The 23,210-nt window shown below is 72.7% G+C and carries 22 protein-coding genes and 1 tRNA gene; 10 read left to right on the forward strand and 13 right to left on the reverse strand.

All coding sequences use genetic code 11. The annotated features are described in order from the left end of the window. Positions 1-276: 276 nt before the first annotated feature. Complete coding sequence (locus ABZY20_RS26090) at positions 277-999, reverse strand: 3-keto-5-aminohexanoate cleavage protein (protein WP_356444176.1); 723 nt, start codon at positions 997-999, stop codon at positions 277-279. 75 nt (positions 1,000-1,074) lie between these two features. After that, positions 1,075-1,677, reverse strand: a complete 603-nt coding sequence (locus tag ABZY20_RS26095; RefSeq protein WP_356444178.1) for a hypothetical protein — start codon at positions 1,675-1,677, stop codon at positions 1,075-1,077. Between the two features lie 266 nt (positions 1,678-1,943). Here ABZY20_RS26095 and ABZY20_RS26100 point away from each other — a divergent pair, with 266 nt between their 5' ends. After that, on the forward strand, positions 1,944-4,742 hold the full coding sequence (locus ABZY20_RS26100; RefSeq protein ID WP_356444179.1) for a penicillin acylase family protein: 2,799 nt from the start codon (positions 1,944-1,946) through the stop codon (positions 4,740-4,742). Between the two features lie 51 nt (positions 4,743-4,793). On the opposite strand, the gene ABZY20_RS26105 is transcribed toward ABZY20_RS26100, so the two are convergent. Continuing rightward, entirely contained in the window at positions 4,794-6,029 is a 1,236-nt protein-coding gene (locus tag ABZY20_RS26105; protein ID WP_356444180.1) for a DUF1343 domain-containing protein, read from the reverse strand. Between the two features lie 149 nt (positions 6,030-6,178). Between ABZY20_RS26105 and ABZY20_RS26110 the strand changes: the two genes are divergently transcribed. The 3 genes from ABZY20_RS26110 to ABZY20_RS26120 are packed head-to-tail and all read left to right on the forward strand — an operon-like array spanning position 6,179 to position 9,235. After that, positions 6,179-6,952 carry an SDR family oxidoreductase gene (locus tag ABZY20_RS26110; RefSeq protein WP_356444182.1) on the forward strand — a complete coding sequence of 258 codons (774 nt, stop codon included), beginning with the start codon at positions 6,179-6,181 and terminating at the stop codon, positions 6,950-6,952. Further along, entirely contained in the window at positions 6,949-8,613 is a 1,665-nt protein-coding gene (locus tag ABZY20_RS26115; protein ID WP_356444184.1) for an AMP-binding protein, read from the forward strand. The genes ABZY20_RS26110 and ABZY20_RS26115 overlap by 4 nt, the downstream gene beginning before the upstream one ends. 28 nt (positions 8,614-8,641) lie before the next feature. Then, entirely contained in the window at positions 8,642-9,235 is a 594-nt protein-coding gene (locus ABZY20_RS26120) for a TetR/AcrR family transcriptional regulator (RefSeq protein WP_356444186.1), read from the forward strand. Positions 9,236-9,285: 50 nt separating this feature from the next. Here ABZY20_RS26120 and ABZY20_RS26125 read toward each other — a convergent pair whose 3' ends face one another. Together ABZY20_RS26125 and ABZY20_RS26130 are read right to left on the reverse strand one after the other, a co-directional pair. Continuing rightward, on the reverse strand, positions 9,286-10,500 hold the full coding sequence (locus ABZY20_RS26125; protein WP_356444188.1) for an acyl-CoA dehydrogenase family protein: 1,215 nt from the start codon (positions 10,498-10,500) through the stop codon (positions 9,286-9,288). 5 nt (positions 10,501-10,505) lie between these two features. Further along, the gene (locus ABZY20_RS26130) at positions 10,506-11,540 is read right to left on the reverse strand and encodes a phosphotransferase family protein (protein ID WP_356444190.1); all 1,035 of its coding nucleotides are present in this window, start codon (positions 11,538-11,540) and stop codon (positions 10,506-10,508) included. A gap of 199 nt (positions 11,541-11,739) precedes the next feature. Here ABZY20_RS26130 and ABZY20_RS26135 point away from each other — a divergent pair, with 199 nt between their 5' ends. Beyond that, positions 11,740-12,699, forward strand: coding sequence for an NADP-dependent oxidoreductase (locus tag ABZY20_RS26135; RefSeq protein ID WP_356444192.1), 960 nt, complete (start codon positions 11,740-11,742; stop codon positions 12,697-12,699). Positions 12,700-12,918: 219 nt separating this feature from the next. On the opposite strand, the gene ABZY20_RS26140 is transcribed toward ABZY20_RS26135, so the two are convergent. Genes ABZY20_RS26140 through ABZY20_RS26155 form a run of 4 tightly spaced genes read right to left on the reverse strand, consistent with a single transcriptional unit; the run spans position 12,919 to position 15,124 of the window. Beyond that, the gene (locus tag ABZY20_RS26140) at positions 12,919-13,254 is read right to left on the reverse strand and encodes a DUF202 domain-containing protein (RefSeq protein ID WP_356444193.1); all 336 of its coding nucleotides are present in this window, start codon (positions 13,252-13,254) and stop codon (positions 12,919-12,921) included. Continuing rightward, positions 13,251-13,643, reverse strand: a complete 393-nt coding sequence (locus ABZY20_RS26145; RefSeq protein ID WP_356444195.1) for a DUF202 domain-containing protein — start codon at positions 13,641-13,643, stop codon at positions 13,251-13,253. The genes ABZY20_RS26140 and ABZY20_RS26145 overlap by 4 nt, the downstream gene beginning before the upstream one ends. A 38-nt stretch (positions 13,644-13,681) precedes the next feature. Continuing rightward, a complete protein-coding gene (locus ABZY20_RS26150) occupies positions 13,682-14,197 on the reverse strand; it encodes an NUDIX domain-containing protein (protein WP_356444197.1) in 516 nt (171 codons plus the stop codon). Positions 14,198-14,230: 33 nt separating this feature from the next. After that, positions 14,231-15,124, reverse strand: coding sequence for a DMT family transporter (locus tag ABZY20_RS26155; protein WP_356444199.1), 894 nt, complete (start codon positions 15,122-15,124; stop codon positions 14,231-14,233). Between the two features lie 363 nt (positions 15,125-15,487). Between ABZY20_RS26155 and ABZY20_RS26160 the strand changes: the two genes are divergently transcribed. From ABZY20_RS26160 to ABZY20_RS26175, 4 genes are all read left to right on the forward strand, one after another. After that, the gene (locus ABZY20_RS26160; RefSeq protein WP_356444200.1) at positions 15,488-16,438 is read left to right on the forward strand and encodes a hypothetical protein; all 951 of its coding nucleotides are present in this window, start codon (positions 15,488-15,490) and stop codon (positions 16,436-16,438) included. A gap of 33 nt (positions 16,439-16,471) precedes the next feature. Further along, positions 16,472-18,022 carry an APC family permease gene (locus ABZY20_RS26165; RefSeq protein ID WP_356444202.1) on the forward strand — a complete coding sequence of 517 codons (1,551 nt, stop codon included), beginning with the start codon at positions 16,472-16,474 and terminating at the stop codon, positions 18,020-18,022. Between the two features lie 111 nt (positions 18,023-18,133). Next, on the forward strand, positions 18,134-18,859 hold the full coding sequence (locus tag ABZY20_RS26170) for a molybdopterin-dependent oxidoreductase (RefSeq protein WP_356444203.1): 726 nt from the start codon (positions 18,134-18,136) through the stop codon (positions 18,857-18,859). Beyond that, positions 18,843-19,460, forward strand: a complete 618-nt coding sequence (locus ABZY20_RS26175; protein ID WP_356444205.1) for a cytochrome b/b6 domain-containing protein — start codon at positions 18,843-18,845, stop codon at positions 19,458-19,460. The genes ABZY20_RS26170 and ABZY20_RS26175 overlap by 17 nt, the downstream gene beginning before the upstream one ends. Before the next feature lie 332 nt (positions 19,461-19,792). On the opposite strand, the gene ABZY20_RS26180 is transcribed toward ABZY20_RS26175, so the two are convergent. Next, complete coding sequence (locus ABZY20_RS26180) at positions 19,793-21,190, reverse strand: gluconate:H+ symporter (protein WP_356444206.1); 1,398 nt, start codon at positions 21,188-21,190, stop codon at positions 19,793-19,795. Between the two features lie 54 nt (positions 21,191-21,244). After that, positions 21,245-21,763: a gluconokinase gene (locus ABZY20_RS26185; RefSeq protein ID WP_356444208.1), complete on the reverse strand. Its 519-nt coding sequence runs from the start codon at positions 21,761-21,763 to the stop codon at positions 21,245-21,247. 137 nt (positions 21,764-21,900) lie between these two features. On the opposite strand from ABZY20_RS26185, the gene ABZY20_RS26190 reads away from it, so the two are divergent. Further along, a complete protein-coding gene (locus tag ABZY20_RS26190; protein WP_356444210.1) occupies positions 21,901-22,602 on the forward strand; it encodes a FadR/GntR family transcriptional regulator in 702 nt (233 codons plus the stop codon). Between the two features lie 6 nt (positions 22,603-22,608). On the opposite strand, the gene ABZY20_RS26195 is transcribed toward ABZY20_RS26190, so the two are convergent. After that, entirely contained in the window at positions 22,609-22,983 is a 375-nt protein-coding gene (locus ABZY20_RS26195; protein WP_356444212.1) for a YchJ family metal-binding protein, read from the reverse strand. A gap of 63 nt (positions 22,984-23,046) precedes the next feature. Further along, positions 23,047-23,131 (reverse strand) — tRNA-Leu (locus ABZY20_RS26200). Positions 23,132-23,210: the final 79 nt, after the last annotated feature.

The raw sequence follows: 23,210 nt of genomic DNA on the forward strand, positions 1-23,210 counted from the left end.
ACACCACCCCCCAGGTCATCCCATCGACAGGGGGCAACAGTCATGCCGGGCCCGGAGGCCAGCGGCCCTCTTGCAGGACCGCGAAGAACATAACGGGGGATCTGTCTCGCCCCGCTGCGCCCACCCGTGCCGCCCGCAGCGGCACGCATGCCCGCCACGGCTCCCCGCTCCGCCGGGGTGCGCCCCCCGGGCCTCACCGGCAGCGGCTGCACGCGGGCAGCCGGGCCCGCAGGCGGGCCCGGACGCTGTGGAGGGCGAGCGGCTCCGCGGGGCCTGTCACCGTCGGGACGCCCCGTACTCGGCCAGCCCCGCCCGCACCAACTCCGCGTTGGATCCGGCCAGTCGGCCGTCCGGCAACCGCAGGACGTCCTCCAGCCCGATCCGGGTCGCCAGGCCCAGGCGTCCCGCAAGCCGCAGTACGGGCCAGGCGCCCCCGTCCTCCCCGTGCAGCAGCACCGGGCGCCCGTGCGCATCCCCCAGGTCGGACAGCAGTGCCCGCGCGGTGACCACCGCGGTCGACGGATCCGGGTCCGTCACCTCGGCCAGCACTCTCAGGACGTGGGGGCCGAGCGGGGAGGCGGCGAAGCGCTGCGCCCCGTCCGTGCCCGACCAGATGCCCGCCTCGACGCCCACCCCGAGGTCGAGGAGCGCCGCGGCCACCTCCTCCGCCCCCGGCTCGTGCCAGTTGACCGAGGCGTGGTCGGGCAGCACCGTCCAGCCGCGGATCCGGGCAGCCCGGGCGGCGGGGTCCGGCTCGGCCCACGCGCCCGTGGTGACGCCCACCGGCACCGCCACCCGCGCGCGAAGCGCCGGCAGCGTCTGCGCGAGCACCCGCGGGGACAGCGTGTCGCGGCCGCACGGCGTCTTCGGGTGGACATGGACGTCCGTCGCCCCGGCCGCGACCGCTGCGGCGGCCGCATCGGCGAGGGACCCCGGCGTCAGTGGCACCGCCGTACCGTCAGCGGCCGTCCGCGGGCCGTTCAGACACACCTGCACCATGCCCCCGATGGTGCCGGACGGCACTGACAGTGGGGGTGCGGCATCCCCGGCGCACCCCCCGCGCACCCGCATCCGTCAAGCCGACACCAGCACCCTCACCCGCCTGGCGTCCGCCAGGGCTTCGGGTGTGAGCACGGGGCGCGGCACCAGAATCCCGCAGTCCGTGCAGACCGGACCCGCCGAAGGCTCGTGGTCCAGGTCGTACTTCCAGGCGAGCTGCCGCCCGCCGCACACCGGGCACTCCGCGCCGGGCTCGCGCTCCAGCGCGGAGATCAGCCGCCGCAGTACCTCGGCCAGCGGTTCACGGGGATGGACCGCCGGATCGTCGCACCACGCCACGCCGAAACCGCCCCAGGTCAGCCGGTGCCAGTCGTCCACGCTGCCCGGCCGGCGCAGCCCGTCGTGCTTCTCCTTCCTGCGGCGCTCGGCGAACTCGACCTCGTAGGCCAGCCAGACCGCCCGCGCCTCCTCCAACTCGTCCAGTGCGGCCACGAGCCGCGCTGGATCGGGGGAGCGGTCCTCGGGCCCGAACCCCGCCCGGGAGCACAGATGGTCCCAGGTCGCCCTGTGTCCGTAAGGGGCGAACCGCTCAAGGCACTTGCGCAGCGAATAGCGCCGCAAGGCCAGATCGCACCGTGGATCTCGGACCTGTCTCGCCAGACTCCGGAAACCGGCCATCGTCCTGCACCTCCGTCACACCTGCACCTGTAATCCGGTCACTTCGGCGTCGTCGTAAGGACGTCGCCGAATAGACGTATCGACAAGCGAATCGGCTCCATCCGATTTCAAATGGCCTCCATCAGCCTCCGGAGAGGCTCGCCGGTCAACTGCCGTGCCCTGTGCGCCTGTTGCGCCGACTCCGGGAAGTGACGCTTGTTCATCTTCAAAGGCGGGGATACCGGCGGTAACATCCCGCCCCCACCCCCCATCGGGAGGAGCCCTCCATGCCTCGGCGTGCCCCACGCCACGTTCTCGGCGGAATGAGAACTCCCCGCGGAATCCCCGGGTTCCTGAAGACCGCCGCGATATGCGCCCTCATCGCGGGTCTCTTGTCGCCGCTTGCCCCGGCGGCCGCCTCGGAAACGGGAACCGCGCAGGCCACAGCCGCCGCGAACGACTTCTGCGGCAACCAGTGTTCGGACATCCTCCCGCCCGGCCAGAACGGCAACGCCACCCTCGCGCAGATCCTCCTCAACCAGGCCTTCGGCACCCTGCCCGAGCACGCCGGGGACCAGCTCGGCCCCTACGCGGACCTCGCCCAGGAGTACGGCGGCCTCACGAACGACAGGATCGGCGAGTTCTTCAACGACGCCTCCTTCGGGGTGCCCGCCGACCAGGTCGCCTCCACCGTCAGGCCCGCCGGGCGCGGTGACGTGACGATCGTCCGCGACAAGAGGACCGGTGTGCCGCACATCACCGGCACCACGCGCTACGGCACCGAGTTCGGAGCCGGCTTCGCCGCCGCCCAGGACCGGCTGTGGCTCATGGACGTCTTCCGGCACGTCGGTCGCGGTCAACTGACCTCCTTCGCGGGCGGTGCCCCCTCCAACCAGGGCCTGGAGCAGCAGTTCTGGCGGCACGCCCCGTACACCGAGGCCGAACTGCAGGCGCAGATCGACAACGCCGTCGCCGAGGGCGGCGAGCGCGGCCGGCAGGCCCTCGCCGACGCCAGGGCCTACCTCGACGGCATCAACGCCTACATCGACGCCTCCGACAGGGGCCGCTCCTTCCCCGGTGAATACGTGCTGACCGGGCACAAGGACTCGATCACCAACGCCGGGACGATAGAGCACTTCAAGATCACCGACCTGGTCGCGCTGGCGTCCGTCGTCGGCGCCCTGTTCGGCTCCGGAGGGGGCGGCGAGGTCGCCAACGCGCTCTCGCTGCTGGCCGCCCAGGAGAAGTACGGGGTGCGGGAGGGCACCGAGGTCTGGGAGTCCTTCCGGATGCGCAACGACCCGGAGGCGGCCCTCACCGTCCACGACGGCAGCTTCCCCTACGCGACCCGGCCGGACGACCCGCAGGGCACGGCCCTGCCCGACGCGGGCTCGGTGGAGCCCGAGCCGCTCGTGCACGACCGCACCGGCAGCGCCGCCTCGTCCGGCGCCACCGCCGCGTCCCGCGAGGCCGCGAGGACGGCCCTGTCGTCGGCGAAGCGCGGCATGTCCAACGCCCTCGTGGTCAGCGGCGAGCACACCGCCAGCGGCCACCCCGTCGCCGTCTTCGGTCCGCAGACCGGCTACTTCGCCCCGCAGCTGCTGCTCCTGCAGGAGCTCCAGGGCCCCGGCATCAGCGCCCGCGGCGCCTCCTTCGCCGGGCTGAGCATGTACGTGCAGCTCGGCCGCGGCCAGGACTACGCGTGGAGCGCCACGACCTCCGGCCAGGACATCATCGACACCTACGCCGTCGAGCTGTGCCAGGACGACCACCACTACCTGTACCGCGGCACCTGCACCCCGATGGAGAAGGTCGAGCGGAAGAACGCCTGGAAGCCGACCGTCGCCGACGGCACCGCGGCCGGTTCGTACACCATGCGGGTGTGGCGGACGAAGTACGGGCCCGTCGGGCACCGCGCCACGGTCGGCGGAAAGAAGATCGCCTACACCACCCTGCGCTCGTCCTTCCTGCACGAGGCCGACTCCATCATCGGCTTCCAGATGCTGAACGACCCGGAGTTCGTGCAGGGCCCCGAGTCGTTCCAGCAGGCGGTGCGGCACATCAACTTCACCTTCAACTGGTTCTACGCCGACTCCGAGCACACCGCCTACTACAACAGCGGCGACAACCCGGTCCGCGCGAGCGGCGTCGACGCCGAGTTCCCGGTGTGGGCGCGGCCGGCCCACGAGTGGCGGGGCTGGGACCCGGCGGCCAACAGGGCCGACTACACCCCACCCTCGGCGCACCCGCACTCCGTCGACCAGGACTACTACATCTCCTGGAACAACAAGCAGGCCAGGGACTACACGGCCGCGCCCTGGGGCAACGGCTCCGTGCACCGCGGCGACCTGCTGGAGGACCGGGTGAGGGCGCTGGTGCGGCAGGGCGGGGTGACCCGGGCCTCGCTGGTGAAGGCGATGGCCGACGCCGGTCTGGCCGACCTGCGGGCGCAGGACGTGCTGCCCGGGCTGCTGAGGGTCGTCACCGCTTCGCCGGTCACCGATCCCGTGGCCGCGGACGCCGTGAAGAAGCTCCAGGCGTGGGTCGCCGCGGGCGGCCGGCGCACCGAGACCTCCGCCGGCTCGAAGCGGTACGCCGACGCCGACGCGATCCGCATCCTGGACGCCTGGTGGCCGCTGCTGGTGAAGGCCCAGTTCGAACCGGGCCTCGGCAGCGGGCTGTTCACCGCGATGACCGCCAACCTCCCCGTCGACGAGGCGCCGTCGGCCGCGCACGGCCCGACCGGCTCGCACGCCGGGAGTTCCTTCCAGTACGGCTGGTGGAGCTACGTCGACAAGGACATCCGGTCCGTGCTGGGGGAGCAGGTCAAGGGCCCCCTGGCCCGCGCGTACTGCGGCGACGGCAGCCTCGCCGCCTGCCGGGACACCCTCCTCGGCACCCTGAAGGAGGCGGCCGGAAGGACCGCGGCGCAGGTGTACCCCGGTGACGACCTCTGCGCGGCGGGCGACCAGTGGTGCGCCGACTCCATCCACCACCGCACCCTGGGCGGCATCGAGCACCGCACGATCGGCTGGCAGAACCGGCCGACCTACCAGCAGGTCGTGGAGTTCACCTCCCACCGGTGACGCGGGGCCGGTCCGGCGGCGGGGCGGCGCACGCCCCCGCCGCCGGGGCGGTCAGCGGTAGAGCAGGTACGCGCGCCGTACCCGGCGGAACGCCGCCAGCTCGTCCTGCCATCCGGCCACGACCTCGTCGGTGTCCGCGCCCGCGTCGATCATCGTGCGCACCCGCGTGGAGCCGGTGAGCTTGTCGATCCAGTGGTCGGGGCGCCAGGCGAAGCCGCTCCACGCCTTCCTGGCCGTCACCAGCAGGGCGATGCCGGTGCGCACGGGGTCGAACGCCTCCCGGTCGTGCACGTGGAGCTGCACCCCGCCCACGGTCTTGCCCTGGAACTTGGAGAAGGTGGGCGTGAAGTACGCCTCCCTCAAGCGCACCCCGGGCAGGCCGAGGGCGTTCGCCTCGGCCGCCCAGCGCCGGTCGATCCCCTCGGCGCCGAGCAGTTCGAAGGGACGGGTGGTGCCGCGCCCCTCCGACAGGTTCGTGCCCTCGAACAGGCAGGTCCCCGAGTAGACCAGGGCCGTCTCCGGCGTCGGCATGTTCGGGCTCGGCGGCACCCACGGCAGTCCGGAGGCGTCGTAGAAGTCCGAGCGCCTCCAGCCCGACATCGTCACGGTCTCCAGCGGCACGGGCTCGGTCAGGAACTCGCCGTTGAACAGCCGCGCCAGCTCCGCGACGGTCATCCCGTGGGCCTGGGAGACGGGCTGCCGCCCGACGAACGAGGCGAACTCCCGGTGCAGCACCGGGCCGAGGGCCGCCCGGCCGGTGACCGGGTTGGGCCGGTCCAGGACCACGAACCGCTTCCCGGCGAGCGCGGCGGCCTCCATGCAGTCGTACAGGGTCCAGATGTACGTGTAGAAGCGGGCGCCGGCGTCCTGGATGTCGAAGACGACCGTGTCCACACCGGAGGCGGTGAAGACGTCCGCGAGCGGCCGGCCGCTCTTGAGGTACGTGTCGTAGACGGGCAGTCCGGTAGCCGGGTCGTCGTAGCGGCCCTCGGAGCCGCCCGCCTGGGCGGTGCCGCGGAAGCCGTGCTCGGGGCCGAAGACGGCGGTCAGCTCGACGCGGTCGTCCGCGTGCATGACGTCGACGATGTGGCGGACGTCCCGGGTGACGCCGGTGGGGTTGGTGACGACGCCGACGCGCTGACCGCGCAGCGGCTCGTAACCGGATGCCGCGAGGTTCTCGAAGCCGGTGCGCGGCCTCCGGTGGCGCTGTGCCGTCGCCGCGGTGATGGCGGGCAGGGTGACGGCCGTGGTGGCCGTTGCCAGTAAGCCGCGTCTGGAGGGGTGCATGAGGTGGCCTCCGTGATCCGTCGTGTGCCGCTCGGATGGGGCTGGGCGCGCGGTTCCCCGCGCCCGTAGGGTGCTGCGCCACCCCCTTCCTTGAAACATACCGACCGGTTAGTCTGACGCTCATTGCTGAGCCGCGACTGAGGAGACCGATGGTGGGAGCCTTTCAAGGGGCCGGAGTCGTTGTCACGGGGGCGGGGGGCGGCATCGGAGCCGCGCTCGCCCGGCGCTTCGCCGCGGAGGGGGCCCGGGTCGTCGTCAACGACCTGGACGCCGAGCGCGCCAAGCACATCGCGGACGAGGTCGGGGGCACGGCCGTGCCCGGCGACGCCTCGGCGATCGTCGCCGACGCCCGCGACGCGCTCGGCGGCACCGTCGACGTCTACTGCGCCAACGCCGGGGTGGCCTTCGGGGGCGGCGACGCCGGCGGGCCGCCGGACGAGAACGCCTGGGCCGCCTCCTGGGACGTGAACGTCATGGCCCACGTACGGGCGGCCCACGCACTGCTGCCCGGCTGGCTGGAGCGCGGCAGCGGCCGGTTCGTCTCCACCGTGTCCGCCGCCGGACTGCTCACCATGATCGGGGCCGCGCCCTACGCCGTCACCAAGCACGGCGCGCTCGCGTTCGCCGAGTGGCTGTCGCTGACCTACCGCCACCGGGGCGTGAAGGTGCACGCGATCTGCCCGCAGGGCGTGCGCACCGACATGCTGGCCGCCACCGGCAGCGCCGGCGACCTGGTCCTGCAGCCGACCGCGATCGAGCCCGAGGCCGTGGCGGACGCGCTGCTCAAGGGCATCGAGGACGACCGCTTCCTGATCCTGCCGCACCCCGAGGTCGCCGCGTACAGCCAGGCCCGGGCGGGTGATCCCGACCGGTGGCTGAGCGGCATGAACCGCATCCAGCAGCAGTGGGAGGCGACCCGGTGACGGAGTCCCGCTACGCCGCCAAGCCGTGGCTCGCGCTGCTCACCGACGCCCAGCGGGGCGCGGTCAGCCCCGACGACTCGCTCGTGCACGCCCTGCGCCGGGCCGTGGCCGGCACGCCGGACCAGGACTTCCTCGCCTACTTCGACGGCCGGCTGACCTACCGGGACGTCGACGAGCTCAGCGACTCCGTCGCCGGGCACCTCGCGGCGCGCGGGCTGCAGCGCGGTGACCGGGTGGCGGTGCTGCTGCAGAACTCCCCGCACTTCGTGCTCGCCGTGCTGGGGGCGTGGAAGGCGGGCGCGGTCGTCGTGCCCGTCAACCCCATGTACAAGTCGGCCGAGGTGGCGCACGTCCTGCGGGACGGCGAGGTGGCCGCCCTGATCTGCTCGGACCGGGCTTGGGAGACGTACCTGCGCCCGACGGCGGCCGACTCGCCGGTGCGGATCGTGCTCACCGCGTGCGAGCTGGACTTCCAGACGCGCCACGACACGCGCGTGCTGTCCTTCGAGCGGCTGCCCCGGGCATCCGACGCCGACGACCTGACCGCCGTGGCACGCGCCGGCGGCCGGGCACCGGCGGGCCGCGAACCCGCCCCCGGCGACATCGCGCTGATCAGCTACACCTCGGGCACGAGCGGCACCCCCAAGGGCGCCACCAACACCCACGGCAACATCATGTACAACGCCGAGCGGCAGCGGACCGGCCTCGGCCTGCCCGAGCGGCCCGTGTACTTCGCGCTGGCGCCGCTGTTCCACATCACGGGCATGGTCTGCCAGCTGGGCGCCTGCCTGGCGAGCGGGGGCACGCTCGTGCTGGCCTACCGCTTCGAGGCGGGCGTGGTCCTCGACGCGTTCGCCGAGCACCGGCCGCACTACACGGTCGGCCCGTCCACCGCCTTCATGGCCCTGGCCGCCCACCCGTCCGTCGGCCGCGACCACTTCTCCTCCTTCCGGGTGATCTCCTCCGGCGGGGCCCCGCTGCCGCCCGCGCTGGTGGAGAAGTTCCGGGCGGCCTTCGGGCCCTACATCCGCAACGGCTACGGACTGACCGAGTGCACCGCGCCCTGCGCCTTCGTGCCGCCCGGCCTTGAGGCGCCCGTGGACCCGGTCTCCGGCACCCTCGCGGTGGGCCTGCCCGGCCCCGACACGGTCGTGCGGATCGTCGACGACAACGGCGCCGAGGTGCCCTTCGGGGAGCACGGCGAGATCGTCGTGCGCGGCCCGCAGGTCGTGCCCGGCTACTGGCGCCGCCCCGACGCCACCGCCGAGACCTTCCCCGGCGCCGAACTGCGCACCGGCGACATCGGCTTCATGGACGAACAGGGCTGGCTGTACGTCGTCGACCGCAAGAAGGACATGATCAACGCGTCCGGCTTCAAGGTGTGGCCGCGCGAGGTCGAGGACGTGCTCCACACGCACCCGGCGGTGCGCGAGGCCGCCGTGGTGGGCGTGCCCGACGGGTATCGCGGGGAGACCGTCAAGGCGTACATCAGCCTGCGCCCGGGTGCCGAGACGGACCCGGATGAAGTCGCCGCCCACTGCAGGGAGAGACTGGCCGCCTACAAGTACCCGCGCCAGGTGGAGATCCTGCCGGACTTGCCGAAGACGGCCAGTGGGAAGATCCTCCGTCGGGAACTGCGTTCCCGTACGCACGGCAACTGACAGCAGATCGGAAAGGCAGGTGGCGGCAGTGCCCAGGACCACGGACTCGGACGGCGCTCCCGTCCCGCAGCGGCTCCTGGCCGCCGCCACCCGGCTCTTCGCGGAGCAGGGCTACGACCGCACCTCGGTGCAGGAGATCGTTGAGGCGGCGGGGGTCACCAAGGGTGCTCTCTACCACTACTTCGGTTCCAAGGACGACCTGCTGCACGAGGTGTACGCGCGCGTGCTGCGCATTCAGCAGGAGCGGCTGGACGCCGTGGCGGGTGCCGACGAGCCGGTCGAGAAGCGGCTGCGGGCCGCCGCCGCGGACGTCGTCGTGACGACCATCGACAACCTCGACGACGCGATGATCTTCTGGCGCTCGATGCACCACCTCAGCCCGGAGAAGAACAAGCAGGTCCGGTCCGAGCGCCGGCGGTACCACGAGCGCTTCCGCGCGCTCATCGAGGAGGGCCAGGAAGCGGGCGTCTTCTCCAAGGCCACTCCGGCGGACCTGGTGGTCGACTACCACTTCGGCTCGGTCCACCACCTGTCCACCTGGTACCGCCCGGACGGCCCGCTCAGCCCCCAGCAGGTCGCCGACCACCTCGCCGACCTGCTGCTGCGCGCCCTGCGCCCCTGAACGCGGCAGACGGGGGGCGGTCGCCCGCGGCGACCGCCCCCCGTCCGTGCTCACAGGTACCGCTTCAGCTCCCGCCGGGCAAGCGACCGCTGGTGCACCTCGTCCGGCCCGTCCGCGATCATCAGCGTCCGCGCCCCCGCGTACAGCTCCGCCAGCGGGAGGTCCTGGCTCACCCCGCCCGCGCCGTGCAGCTGGATCGCCCGGTCGAGGATGTCCACCACCGCCCGGGGCGTGGCGATCTTGATCGCCTGGATCTCGGTGTGCGCCCCGCGGTTGCCCACCGTGTCCATCAGCCACGCGGTCTTCAGCACCAGCAGCCGCAGTTGCTCCACCGTCACCCGCGCGTCCGCGATCCAGTTGTGCACCACACCCTGCTGTGCCAGCGCCTTGCCGAACGCCGTACGGGACACCGCCCGCCGGCACATCAGCTCGATCGCCCGCTCGGCCATGCCGATCAGCCGCATGCAGTGGTGGATCCGCCCGGGCCCGAGCCGCGCCTGCGCGATGGCGAAACCGCCGCCCTCCTCACCGATCAGGTTGGACACCGGCACGCGCGCCCGGTCGAAGACCACCTCGGCGTGCCCGCCGTGGTAGTGGTCCTCGTACCCGAACACCTGCATGGCCCGCTTGACGGTGACGCCCGGGGTGTCGCGCGGCACCAGCACCATCGACTGCTGGCGCCGGATGTCGTCCCCGTCCGGGTCGGTCTTGCCCATCACGATGAAAATCCTGCAGTCGGGGTGCATCGCCCCGGAGATGTACCACTTGCGGCCGGTGATGACGTACTCGTCGCCGTCCCGCTCGATACGCGTGGTGATGTTGGTGGCGTCCGAGGAGGCCACGTCCGGCTCGGTCATGGCGAACGCCGAGCGGATCTCGCCGGCCAGCAGCGGCTCCAGCCACTGCTTGCGCTGCTGCTCGTCGCCGAACTGGGTGAGCACCTCCATGTTCCCGGTGTCGGGAGCGGCGCAGTTCGTCACGGTCGGCGCCAGCTGCGGCGAGCGGCCCATGATCTCGGCGAGCGGCGCGTACTGCAGGTTGGTCAGCCCGGCGCCGTACTCGGCGTCCGGCAGGAAGAGGTTCCACAGGCCCTGCCTGCGCGCCTCGGCCTTCAGCTCCTCCACCACGGGCACGTTCTCCCACGGGGAGGCGAGCCGCTCGCGCTGCTCGTGTGCGACGGCCTCGGCCGGATAGACGTGCTCGTCCATGAAGGCGAGGAGCCTGGCGCGCAGCTCTTCGGTGCGCGTGTCGAAAGCGAAGTCCATACGGATCAGCCCTCCTGGAGGCCTTCGTGGAGCGTGGTCAGTCCGTGCCGGACGAAGACGGGCACGAGGTCGCCGATGCGGTCGAAGCCGCGTCCGACCGTCTGGCCCAGCGTGTAGCGGTAGTGGATGCCCTCGAGGATCACGGCGAGCTTGAACCAGGCGAACGCCGTGTACCAGGAGACCGCGGAGACGTCGCGCCCCGAGCGCGCGGCGTACCGCTCGATGAGTTCGGACGGCGCCGGGTGCCCGGGGGCCTCGGCGGTCGTGGAGACGGGGGACCCGGGCATGCCGAGCGGCATGCTGTACATCACCAGCAGGCCGAGGTCGGTGAGCGGGTCGCCGAGGGTCGACATCTCCCAGTCGAGGATCGCCTTGATCCGGTCGTCCTCGCCGATGAGGACGTTGTCCAGGCGGTAGTCGCCGTGCACGACGGCCGGGGCGGGGGAGCGGGGCAGCTCGCGCCCGAGGGCGGCGTGCAGCTCGTCGATGCCGTCCAGGTCGCGGTTGCGGGAGGCGTCGAGCTGCTTGCCCCAGCGCCGCAGCTGCCGGTCGAGGAAGCCCTCGGGCCGTCCGAAGTCCGCGAGGCCCACCGCCTCCGGGTCCACGGCGTGCAGCTCCACCAGTGTGTCGACGAGGTTCAGCACCGCGCCCCGGGTCCGCTCCGGTCCGAGCGGGAGCAGCTGGTCGGCGGTGCGGTAGGGGGTGCCCTCGACGAACTCCATGACGTAGAAGGGCGCGCCGAGCACCTCCTCGTCCTCGCACAGCAGCAGCGGCCGCGGGACCGGCACGGCGGTCGGGTGCAGGGCGCTGATCACCCGGTGCTCGCGCTTCATGTCGTGCGCGGTGGCCAGGACGTGGCCGAGCGGGGGCCGGCGTACGACCCACCGGCGGGTGCCGTCGGAGACCTCGTAGGTCAGGTTCGACCGTCCGCCCTCGATCAGCCGGCCGGACAGCGGCCCGTCCACCAGTCCGGGCCGCTCCCGGTCGAGCAGGCCGCGCAGCCGGTCGAGATCGAGTCCGGGCGGGTGGTCGGGGCTCATGCGTCGCTCCTCCGGGGCAGGTGAATCGTTCCCGACTCATGATGCCGACCGGTCGGTATGTCGTCCAGAGCGGGGGCGAAACGTGATCGGGGCCACGATAGGCCGACGAGGGCCCGTGCGGGGCCACCGGGACTTTTCGGCCGGTTCGTTCAGGCCATCCGGCTTGCGTGCCGCACGGCGAGCCCGGAGGGTCGAAGCCATGAAGGCGATCAGCTACTCACGGTACGGCGGGCCCGAGGCGCTGGCGTTCGGGGAGGTGCGCGATCCGAAGGTCGGCCCGGACGCCGTGCTGGTGAAGGTACGGGCGGCGGCCGTGAACCCGGTCGACTGGAAGGCCCGGGAGGGCCACCTCGACGGCATCCTCGCGCCCGTCTTCCCCGTGGTGCCCGGCTGGGACGTCTCGGGCGTCGTCGTCCGGCCGGGCGTGGCCGTCTCGGAGTTCGACGTGGGCGACGAGGTCATCGGCTACGTCCGCGAGGACTTCCTCTCCCGCGGCACCTTCGCCGAGTACGTGGCCGCGCCGGTGCGCACCCTCGCGCGCAAGCCGCGCAACCTCTCCTGGGAGGAGGCGGCCGGGCTGCCGCTGGTCGGGCTCACCGCCTACCAGGTGCTGGTGAAGGTGCTGCAGGTGAAGCGGGGCGAGACCATCCTGGTGCACGCCGCGGCCGGCGGAGTCGGCTCGATCGCCGTCCAGCTCGGCACCCACCTCGGCGCACGGGTCATCGGCACCGCCAGCGAGCCCAACCACGACTTCGTACGAGGCCTCGGCGGGGAGCCGGTGGCGTACGGCGAGGGCCTGGCCGAGCGGGTGCGGGGGCTGGCGCCCGAGGGCGTGGACGCGGTGTTCGACACGGTCGGCGGGGAGGCGCTGAAGGTCTCGGCGAACCTGCTGGCCCCCGAGGGCCGCCTGGTGTCGATCGCCGACAACGGGGTGGTGAACTACGGCGGCCGCTACTACTTCGTCCGCCCCGACGCCGCGGACCTCGAGCGGCTGTCCGGCCTCGCGGAACAGGGCGTGGTGAGCGTGCACGTCGACGAGACGTTCCCCCTGGAGCGCACGGCGGACGCGCACCGGCTGAACCAGGAGGGCCGCACCCGCGGCAAGATCGTGGTGACGGTGGACTGGGATGCGGAGGGAGAGGCGGAGGCGCCGGCGTAGGGGGCACCGCCGCGACGCCGGCAGCGCCCCGGCAGAACGCCCCCTGACCGACGACCTGGACGCGACGTTCACCCTGCTGCGAGGCGCCTCGGGCTTCCTCCGGCCGGAGAACGGGCCGCTCCTGACCCGGGCCGAGCGGCACCAGTGCGCCTCCACGGCGTCTCCACCCTGGACGGAGTGCCCTTCAACGCGTGGCACCGAGCCCGGGAGCGCTCCGTGTCAGAGCACGACGGCTGCCCCGCACGCCGCCATCGCCACCGCGCACAGCACCGCCGCCGTGGCGTGCCGGGGGGCGAGCGCCGCCGGGCTGGGGGAGGCCGTCAGGGAGCGGATCCGGTGGTGGGCCACGGCCAGGAAGCCCAGCCACAGAACGCAGCACAGGGCGCACGCGAGGACGCCGGCCGTCGAGGGCCCGCCGTGCAGCGCGGCCCGCACGGCGAGGACGGCGACGATCGTGGCCGACAGCGTCGTGCGCCGCCAGGCGAGCCGGGTCCGCTCGGGCTGGAGCCCGGGGTCGCGGTCGGGCTCCGGCTGCCGGACCGCCGGAGTGCTCACCCCTCCCACCCCAGGAGCACCACGAAGACCATGGCGACGGCCACGACCGCGATGACCAGGCTCAGCAGCGCCGGGAACCGGGACACCGGCAGGTCCTCGCCCCGGCGCATGGCCCGCTCGCAGCGCAGCCAGTGGTTGACCGCCCGCAGCGAGCACAGCACGCCCGCGGCCAGCAGCGCGAGCGCCAGCCCGACCCGCCAGCCCCAGCGCAGGTCCGGCAGGAACTGGTCCACGGCGAAGCCGCCGCCGACCAGGGCGAGGGCGGTGCGCAGCCAGGCCAGGAAGGTGCGTTCGTTCGCCAGCGAGAACCGGTAGTCGGGCGTCTCGCCGTCCCGCCGCATCTCGGCGGGCGCGAACCACAACCGGACGTTCCGTACGAACTCGATCACGTGCGCGACCCTACCCGCCTGCCCGCCGCGCCTCCGCCTCAGCCCGTCGAGCGGAAGGCCGTGAGCCGCCGGTACGCCGCAAGCCCGTCCGGCACCCACTCCCAGTCCCCGAGGCGCCGCCGCACCTCGTCCTCGGGCAGGAAGTCGTGCCAGGCCACCTCCTCGGCCTGTGGCCGTACGGGAAGCTCGCAGCGGACCTCGTACACGGCCGACCACCAGCCCTGCCCGGCGCCGTCGTCGTAGAGGAACTTGAACAGAAACCGCGGGCGGGGCAGGCCGGTCACGCCCAGTTCCTCCTCGGCCTCGCGCAGGGCCGCCGCGTCGTAGGACTCGCCCGCGCCGACCACCCCGCCGACGAACATGTCGTACAGGGAGGGGAAGACCAGCTTGCCCGGGGTCCGGCGGTGGACGAAGATCCGGCCCTCGGCGTCCCGCGCCTCGACGAAGACGCAGCGGTGTCTCAGGCCGCGGGCGTAGACCTCACCCCGGGGGGACCGCCCGATGACCCGGTCGTTGTCGTCGACGATGTCGAGGATCTCGTCAGCAGCGCTCATGCCCTCATCCAAGCAGGGCACCGGGCGCCGGGGTCACTGCGTCTGCAGCCGCACCGCGGGTGCCGGTGCCGGAGTTCCGTGCGGCATCGCGGGGTGCAGACCCAGCAGCACGATCCCGGCGACCACGGCGAGGAGCCCGCCGGTCTCCCAGGTCAGGGCCACCGCGTCCGTCCGCAGCCGGTCGCCCAGGAAGCCCACGCCGCAGATGATCCCGGCGAGCGGCTGCGCCGCGGTCAGGGCGGGCAGCGACTTGCGCAGGGACGCCGTCTCGAACGCGCTCTGCACCAGGACCAGCCCCGTGACACCGAGCGCGACGACCGCGTAGGGCTGCCAGCCGGTGAGCAGCCCGGCGAGGCCGCCCTCGGAGAACCTCTGCCCGCTCACCCGGGTCAGCGCGTCCTGCACGCCGTAGAGCAGCCCGGCGGCCAGCGCCAGCAGCACCGGGCCCGAGCCCAGCCGGGAGCGCCTGCCGCGGGCCGTGAGCAGCAGGGCGAGCCCGCTCATGGTGCCCATGATGAGCCACTGCCGTACCGGATCGGCGGTCGCGGCGCCGCCCTGCGGCTGACCGGCCACGATGAACGCGGTCACCCCGCCGCCGAGCAGCAGCAGGCCCGCCCAGCCCTGGCGGCCCAGCGGCTGCCGGGTCTGCCTGCGGGAGAGCGCGAGCGCGAAGAGCAGGTTCGTGGCGAGCAGCGGCTCCACCAGGGACAGCTCGCCCTGGCCGAGCGCCGCCGCGCCCAGGGCCATGCCGGCCACCATCAGGGCGATGCCGCCGAGCCAGCGCGGGACCTTCATCAGGTCGGCCAGCAGCCGCAGGGAGAGGAAGTCGCTCAACGGGGCCCGCTGGGCCGCGTTCTGCTGCAGGACGAATCCGAAGCCCAGACAGCAGGCGGCACTCAGGGCGAGCACCAGGACGGGAACCGACACGCGGTGTACCTCGATCGTCAGGTCGGGTTCACGGTTGCGTAAGGGCCGACTGTACCGGCCGGCTCCGCCCGGCGTGCCCGTACGTCCCGCCCATCGTCAGGGGCGCTCCCGGGGCGCGCTATGACGTACGTCACAAAGACGAAAGGGAAAATTCGGGTGTCGGTCACAGGTTCCTCCAGGTCCCCTTCGGTCACAACAACCTCACGAATGGCGTGAGTTGACGCGTGTAACGCCCGGGTGGCCCTTGACGTCAACCGTTGGCGGGGGGTTGGCTGTGCGTGATCGGTTCATGGCGGTGCGCATCCGCGCCCCATCGGCAGCCGTGAGCCGAAACACCAGAAGAGCGCGTGAGGAAGACCCGCGGTGCCCCCACCCCCGCCTCCCCTCGGCCGTGGCCGCCGACGTCCGGCGCAGGCCTTCGACGAGGCCCTCGACGACGCCGAGCTCGTGGCCGCCCGCGCCGCCCTGGCGCAGGGCCGCTGGCAGAACGCCCGGTCCCTGCTGGTGCACACCGGGGACGACTGGGACCGGCGCGGCCACCGCGTCACCGTCCTCGCACGCGAGCCCTACAGCGCCGCCTGGGCGCGTGAGTGGCTGCTCGCCGAGCCGGAGTCCGCCGACGCCCGCGTCCTGCTCGCCCTCGCCCAGGTCCGGCGCGCCCTGCGCGGCAAGGGCAAGACCGCCCGAGCCCGCGAAGCCTGCCGGGACGCCGCGGCCCTCGACCCCGCCGACCCCACGCCCTGGCTCGGCCTGCTCATGCTGGAGTGCGCGGCCGGCACCGACCAGGACGCCGTCCGGGCCTTCGAGCACGTGCGCGCCCGGTACGCCGACCACCACCACGCCCACCACCTGATGGTCGCCCGGCTCGCCGGACGCCGCACGGAGGCCGGCCCGGACCCGCTGCACGAGGTCTACGACTTCGCCAACTGGGCCGCCGAACAGGCGCCCGCGGACTCCCCGCTCGCCATCCTGCCGGTCATCGCCCACGCCGAGCGCTACCGCGTCCTGGCCGCCGCCGGGCACGAACCCGCCGACCCGGCCGCCTCCGGCCACTGGACCGGGCGCCGCGCCCGGCAGGTGATGAAGGCCGCCTTCGACTGGTGGCTGGAGTGGGAGCTGGAGGGCCACCCGCGGCGGCTGATCGACCTGAACTTCCTCGCGCACGCCAAGTTCTGCGAGGGACGGGGCGCCGAGGCCGCCGCCCTGTTCCACCGGATCGGCCGCCACGCCACCCCGGCGCCCTGGTCGTACCCGGACCGCGACCCGCACACCGCCTTCGCCGCCGCCCGCGACGGCGCGCTCGGCACGGCCTGACCCCCGGACCCGACCAGTGAGGACGCCCTCCCGATGACCACGGACAGTTCGAGCACGAAGACGAGCACGAGCGCATCCGCCCCCGGCGGAGGCATCAGCACGTTCAAGGGGCGGGAGCGCGCCCTGCGCGCCGACCGGCTCGGCACCGGCGGACTGCTCCTGTCCGTCCTCGCCGCGACCGCCCCCCTCATGGTGGTCGCGGGTGTCATGCCCACCACATTCGCGGTGATGGGCATCGTCGGCCAGCCCCTGCTCTTCGTCGTCCTCGGCGTCGTCCTGATCCTCTTCAGCGTCGGCTACGCCGAGATGAGCCGCCACGTCCACAACGCGGGCGCCTTCTACGCCTACATCTCCCGCGGCCTCGGCGGCACCGCCGGCGCGGGCGCCGCCCTGGTCGCCCTCGTCGCCTACAACGCCCTGCAGGTCGGCATCTACGGCATTTTCGGCTTTGAGGTCTCCGGCCTCCTCGCCACCTACGCCGAGATCGAGGTCGCCTGGTGGATACCGGCGCTGGCGGCCGCGCTCGCCGTCGGCCTGCTGGGCTGGCTGAAGATCGACGTCAACGCGCGCGTGCTCGGGGTGCTGCTGGTCATCGAGGTGCTCCTCGTCGTCGTCTTCGACGTCGCCGCCCTGGCCGACCCCGGCACGGAGGGCCTGTCGCTGCACGCCTTCAACCCCGACACCCTCACCGGCGCGGGCGTCGGCACCGCGCTGTGCTTCTGCATCGCCGCGTTCCTCGGCTTCGAGCAGGCGCCCGTCTACGCCGAGGAGACCAGCCGCCCGCACGTGCTCGTGCCGCGCGTGATGTTCCTGGCCGTCGGCGGCGTCGCCGTGTTCTTCGCCCTGAGCAGCTGGGCCCTCACCGTCGCCACCGGCCCGTCCGCGATCGTCGGCACCGCGCAGAAGCAGAGCGCGGGCCTGCTGTTCTTCCTCACCGAGTCCCGCCTCGGCGCCACCTTCACCGACGTCCTGCACGTCCTGTTCGTCACCGGCATGTTCGCCGCCCTCCTCAGCTTCCACAACGTCGTCGCCCGCTACGCCTTCGCCATGGGCCGCGAGGGCCTGCTGCCCGCCGCCTTCGGCCGCACCAGCGGCAGCAGCGGCGCCCCCGGCACCGGCTCACTGCTCCAGACCAGCGTCGCCGTCGTGGTCGTCGCCGCCTTCGCCATCGCCGACGACAAGCCGTCCGGCGACCCGACCGCGCCCGTGCTGCACCTGTTCACCTGGTTCGGCAACGTCGGCGCCCTCGGCGTGATCGTCCTGATGGCCGCGGCGTCCCTGTCGGTCGTCGTCTTCTTCGTCCGCCGCGGCGCCGTCCGGGCCCAGGCCTGGCGGCTGGTCACCTCCGCCCTGGCGTGCCTGGCCCTGCTGGTCATCGCCGGCTACACGGTGAAGGACTTCGAGGTGCTGGTCGGCGCCGGCCCCGGCTCCGCGCTGAGCTGGGCGCTGCCCGGCATCATCGGCCTCGCGCTGGCCGCCGGCCTGGTCCTGGGCCTGGTACTGCGCGCCCGCGCCCCCGAGAAGCACGCCCGCATCGGCCTCGGCAACGAGGCGTTCCAGCTGGACAAGGCCGCCTCGTCCTGACCCCGTCCGCGCCGCCGGTGCTTACGGAACTCTGACGAGCACCCGCGATCCCTGTTCCCCGGGGACCGCGGGTGCTCGAATGAAGACGTGAACGAGGACGTATCCCAAGGCGTGAACGACGAACCCCCCGAGCAGCGCGGCACCCCGGTCGGCCGCCGCGTCTTCCTCGGCACCCTCGCCCTGGGCGCCCTCGGCGTGGCCGCCGCGCCCCCGCTGCAGCGCGGCCTGGAGAACTTCCTCGGCAGCGCCGCCGACAAGGACCCCACCGGCCTGACCGGCCTGCTCCCGAACGGCGGCGGCTTCCGCTACTACTCGGTCGCCTCGTCGGTGCCGCGCGAGAACGCCCGCACCTACCGCCTCACCGTCGACGGCCTCGTCGACCGCCCCACCACCTACACGCTGGCCGACCTCAGGGCCCTCCCGCAGACCCGCATGGTCCGCGACGTCCAGTGCGTCACCGGCTGGCGCGTCCCCGACACCCCCTTCGAGGGCGTCCGCCTGTCCCGCCTCCTCGACGCCGCCGGCGTGCGCCCCACCGCCGGGGCCATCCGCTTCACCTGCTTCGACGGCACGTACACCGAGAGCCTCACCCTCGACCAGGCCCGCCGCGCCGACGTCCTCGTCGCCCTGCGCATGCAGGACCAGGACCTCGGCCACTCCCACGGCGGCCCGGTCCGCCTCTACGTGGCGCCCATGTACTTCTACAAGTCCGCCAAGTGGCTCTCCGGCATCACCGTCACCGACGAGGTACGGCCGGGCTACTGGGAGGAGCGCGGCTACGACGTCGACGCCTGGGTGGGCCGCTCGAACGGACGGGACGATGAACCCACCAGTTGAGTCACCCCCGGCGCGGGTCCGGCGCTTCACCCCGGTGCAGCGCTGGGTCCACCGCACCACGGCCGCCCTGATGGGCCTCTGCCTCGCGACGGCGGCCTGCCTCTACGTCCCGCAGCTCGCCGAACTCGTCGGCCGCCGCGCCCTGGTCGTCACCCTGCACGTCTGGGCCGGAATCGCCCTGCCCGTGCCCGTCCTCGCGGGCCTGGCCTCCCGCGCCTTCCGGACGGACCTCGGCCTGCTGAACCGCTTCGGCCCGCACGACCGCACCTGGCTGCGCGCCGCCCTGCACCGCGACAGACGCCTGGAAGCCCGGCCCGCGGGCAAGTTCAACGCCGGGCAGAAGCTCTACGCGGCCTGGATCGCCGGCGCGAGCGTGGTCATGCTCGCCACGGGCCTGATGATGTGGCTGACCCACCTCACCCCCCTGCTGTGGCGCACCAGCGCGACCTTCGTCCACGACTGGCTGGCCCTCACCATCGGCATCGTCCTGGCCGGCCACATAGGCATGGCCCTGGCGGACCCGGAGGCCCGCCAGGGCCTGCGCACCGGCACGGTCAGCCGCACCTGGGCGAACACCCACCACTCACTGTGGCGCCCCTGAAGCCAGACACAAAACGGCACGACCAACGGCCCCAGGGGCGCGGGGAACTGCGCGACAAGCCACGACGCACCGGCACTCGCCGTACACACCCGCACTGCCACGGCGCTCCGCCTAGGGGCGCGGGGAACTGCGCGACAAGCCCCGACGCACCGGCACTCGCCGTACACACCCGCACTGCCACGGCGCTCCGCCTAGGGGCGCGGGGAACTGCGCGACAAGCCCCGACGCACCGGCACCCGCCGTACACACCCGCACTGCCACGGCGCTCCGCCTAGGGGCGCGGGGAACTGCGCGACAAGCCCCCACCCACCCGCACCCGCCGGACCCGCCTCCTACAACACCAGGGACAGCAGCAGAACGATTCCCCCGGCCACCACCGAGATGATCGTCTCCATGACGGACCACGTCTTGATGTTCTGGCCGACGCTCAGCCCGAAGTACTCCTTCACCATCCAGAACCCGGCGTCGTTGACATGGCTGAAGAACAACGAGCCCGCACCGATGGCCAGCACGAGAAGCGCGGCGTGCGTGCTCGACATGTCCGCCGCGAGCGGGGCGACCAGACCGGCCGCCGAGACCGTCGCCACCGTCGCCGAGCCGGTCGCGAGACGGATCACCACCGCGATCAGCCAGGCCAGCAGCAGCGCGGGTATCGCCCAGTCCTCGGAGATGTCCAGCACCATCTGCCCCACGCCCGTGTCGATCAGCGTCTGCTTGAAGCCGCCGCCCGCACCGACGATCAGCAGGATGCCCGCGATGGGCATGAGGCTCTTCTCGACGAGCGGCGAGACGCGCTCCTTGGAGAAACCGGCGGGCCGCAGCAGCGTGAAGATGCCGACCAGCACCGAGGCGAGCAGCGCGATCATCGGGGCGCCGATGACGTCGAAGACGCGCTGGACCAGGTTCTCCGGGTCGTCGATGACGATGTCGACGAGCGCCTTGGCCAGCATGAGGATCACCGGCAGCAGCACCGTGAACAGCGTGGCGCCGAACCCGGGACGCTTCTCCAGGTCCTCCGACGCACGCTGCGGAATCATGCGCTCGGGGGCGGGGACGTCCACCCAGCGGGCCGCGTACTTCGAGAACACCGGACCGGCGATGATCACCGTGGGTATGGCGACCAGGACACCGAGCGCCAGCGTGATGCCGAGGTCGGCCCCGACGGCGTCGATCGCGACCAGCGGACCGGGGTGCGGTGGCACCAGGCCGTGCATCACGGACAGTCCCGCGAGCGCCGGGATGCCGATGCGCATCAGCGAGTAGTTGCCGCGCTTGGCGACCATCAGCACCACCGGGATCAGCAGCACGATGCCGACCTCGAAGAACAGCGGCAGCCCGATCACCGAGGCGATGAGCACCATCGCCCACGGCATCGACCGGCCGCCGGCCTTGGCGAGGATGGTGTCGACGATCTGGTCGGCGCCGCCGGAGTCGGCGAGCATCTTGCCGAGGATCGCGCCGAGGGCGATCAGCACCCCGACACCGGCGACCGTGGTGCCGAGGCCGGTGCTGAAACTGGTGAGGACCTTGTCCAGCGGCGCCCCGGCGATCGCGCCGAGCGCCAGCGACCCGATGGTCAGCGCCAGGAAGGCGTGCAGCTTGAACTTGGTGATGAGCAGGACGATGACGGCGATGCCCGCCAGGACGGCGATGCCCAGCTGAGCGTGGCCGGCCGAGGTGATCGGCTCGGGTGCGTCCGCTGCCAGCATCTCGACGCTGAGTCTGGTCACGGTGGGGATGTCCCTTGCGTTGGTGAGTCGGGGAGGGGAGAGGGTCCGGCAGGGCTACGGGGTGGGCTCGGGGAGCGAGCAGAGGGCGGTGTACGCCCGCTCGGTGATCTCCTCCGGGCTGCCCGCGACGTCCACGCCGACCCCCGCCTCGTCCGCCGCCAGGGGCTGGAGCGTGGCGAACTGGGAGTCGAGCAGCGCCGTGGGCATGAAGTGACCCTGCCGGTGCGACATCCGGTCCTCGATCAGCGCGCGGTCGCCCGTGAGGTGCACGAAGACCACGCCGGGCGCGGCGGCCCGCAGCCGGTCGCGGTACGACCGCTTCAGCGCCGAGCAGCTGACCACCCCGCCGAGCCCGGCCCGCCCCTGCGCCCACTCGCCGATGGCGTCCAGCCAGGGCAGGCGGTCCTCGTCGGTGAGCGGCGTACCGGCCGACATCTTGGTGATGTTGGCCTGCGGGTGGAAGTCGTCGCCCTCGGCGTAGGGAACGCCGAGCCGGGCCGCGAGCAGGGGACCGATGGTGGTCTTGCCGGTGCCGGCGACGCCCATGACCACGACGACGTGGGGGGTGTTCATCGCTGCCTCACTGTCTGCTGTCTCCGTCGACACGTGATGTCGACGCAACTGAAACCCATTAGGTACGACGAATTCAAGAGGTCGTGACGAATAAGTCTGACTTTTTGTCTCCGTGATCTACCCCGTACGCTGAGTGCATGACCACACCGGGCCGGGGGCTGCACGGCCGTGTTCTGGACACCCTCGGCCCCGAGATCACCGCGGGTGAGTACCCGCCGGGCAGCGTCCTGCGCACGGACGAGCTCGCCCAGCGTTTCGACGTGTCGCGCTCCGTGATGCGCGAGGCGGTCCGCGTCCTGGAGTCCATGCACCTGGTCGAGTCGCGCCGCCGCGTCGGCGTGACGGTCCGTCCCGAGACCGAGTGGAACGTCTACGACCCGCAGGTCATCCGCTGGCGCCTGGCCGGCGCCGACCGCCCCCGGCAGCTGCGCTCCCTGACCGTGCTGCGCTCGGCGGTCGAACCGGTCGCCGCCGGCCTCGCCGCCCGGCACGCCACGGCCGAGCAGTGCGCCGAACTCACCGAGTGCGCCCTCGGCATGGTCGCCCACTCACGCGGCCACAAACTGGAGGGGTACCTCGTCCACGACATCGCCTTCCACCGCGTCATCCTGGACGCGTCGGGCAACGAGATGTTCGCCCGCCTCGGGGACGTCGTCGCGGAGGTCCTGGCGGGCCGCACCCATCACGACGTGATGTTCGAGGACCCCGACCCGGCCGCCGTCACCTTGCACGTCCAGGTCGCCGAGGCGGTCCGGGCGGGCGACGCGGTCCGCGCCGAGGAGCTGACCCGCGAGATCGCCGTGGGCGCCCTCCAGGAACTCGACATCCTGGCGCCCTGAGCCCGGTTACGCCGGGAACTCCCCGTCGACGTACACCCACGCCCCGCCGACCCGCTCGAACCGGCTCCGCTCGTGCAGCGACCCGCCCCGGTACGACGCCCGGAACTCCACGGTGCCGGTGGAGTGGAACGCGGACCCGTCGACCGTGACCAGGATCTCCAGCCCGGTCCACCGCATCCCCGGATCGGGCTCCAGCCGCGCGGGCCGCGTCCGCGGATGCCAGGTGCGCAGCAGATATCCGGCGTCCCCCCTCACGAAGGCGCAGTACCGCGAGCGCATCAGCGCCTCGGCGGTCGGTGCGGCGGCGGCTCCCGAGTGGTACCGCCCGCAGCAGGCCTCGTAGGCATCGGGGAGCCCGCACGGGCAGGAACGCCTGGTCATGGTCACCCTCCGCGGCAACGACCGAGGGCCGTGACCTCGCGGTCACGGCCCTCAGCCCTCGTGTGTCCGAGGGGGGACTTGAACCCCCACGCCCGATAAAGGGCACTAGCACCTCAAGCTAGCGCGTCTGCCATTCCGCCACCCGGACAAGGTGTCTGTCGCGCGGGTTCTCCCCGCGGCGACGACGTAAACATTACCAGGCTTTCGAGGGTGGCCGATCACCCCCC

Source organism: Streptomyces sp. NPDC006624, assembly GCF_040611555.1.
Lineage (GTDB): Bacteria > Actinomycetota > Actinomycetes > Streptomycetales > Streptomycetaceae > Streptomyces.

What these genes read in the sequence shown, in the direction of transcription:
- ABZY20_RS26090 (WP_356444176.1), bottom strand. Translation starts at nt 999, where the DNA reads ATGGTGCAGGTGTGTCTGAACGGCCCGCGGACGGCCGCTGACGGTACG.
- ABZY20_RS26095 (WP_356444178.1), bottom strand. Translation starts at nt 1,677, where the DNA reads ATGGCCGGTTTCCGGAGTCTGGCGAGACAGGTCCGAGATCCACGGTGC.
- ABZY20_RS26100 (WP_356444179.1), top strand. Translation starts at nt 1,944, where the DNA reads ATGCCTCGGCGTGCCCCACGCCACGTTCTCGGCGGAATGAGAACTCCC.
- ABZY20_RS26105 (WP_356444180.1), bottom strand. Translation starts at nt 6,029, where the DNA reads ATGCACCCCTCCAGACGCGGCTTACTGGCAACGGCCACCACGGCCGTC.
- ABZY20_RS26110 (WP_356444182.1), top strand. Translation starts at nt 6,179, where the DNA reads ATGGTGGGAGCCTTTCAAGGGGCCGGAGTCGTTGTCACGGGGGCGGGG.
- ABZY20_RS26125 (WP_356444188.1), bottom strand. Translation starts at nt 10,500, where the DNA reads ATGGACTTCGCTTTCGACACGCGCACCGAAGAGCTGCGCGCCAGGCTC.
- ABZY20_RS26130 (WP_356444190.1), bottom strand. Translation starts at nt 11,540, where the DNA reads ATGAGCCCCGACCACCCGCCCGGACTCGATCTCGACCGGCTGCGCGGC.
- ABZY20_RS26135 (WP_356444192.1), top strand. Translation starts at nt 11,740, where the DNA reads ATGAAGGCGATCAGCTACTCACGGTACGGCGGGCCCGAGGCGCTGGCG.
- ABZY20_RS26150 (WP_356444197.1), bottom strand. Translation starts at nt 14,197, where the DNA reads ATGAGCGCTGCTGACGAGATCCTCGACATCGTCGACGACAACGACCGG.
- ABZY20_RS26165 (WP_356444202.1), top strand. Translation starts at nt 16,472, where the DNA reads ATGACCACGGACAGTTCGAGCACGAAGACGAGCACGAGCGCATCCGCC.
- ABZY20_RS26175 (WP_356444205.1), top strand. Translation starts at nt 18,843, where the DNA reads ATGAACCCACCAGTTGAGTCACCCCCGGCGCGGGTCCGGCGCTTCACC.
- ABZY20_RS26185 (WP_356444208.1), bottom strand. Translation starts at nt 21,763, where the DNA reads ATGAACACCCCCCACGTCGTCGTGGTCATGGGCGTCGCCGGCACCGGC.
- ABZY20_RS26190 (WP_356444210.1), top strand. Translation starts at nt 21,901, where the DNA reads ATGACCACACCGGGCCGGGGGCTGCACGGCCGTGTTCTGGACACCCTC.
- ABZY20_RS26195 (WP_356444212.1), bottom strand. Translation starts at nt 22,983, where the DNA reads ATGACCAGGCGTTCCTGCCCGTGCGGGCTCCCCGATGCCTACGAGGCC.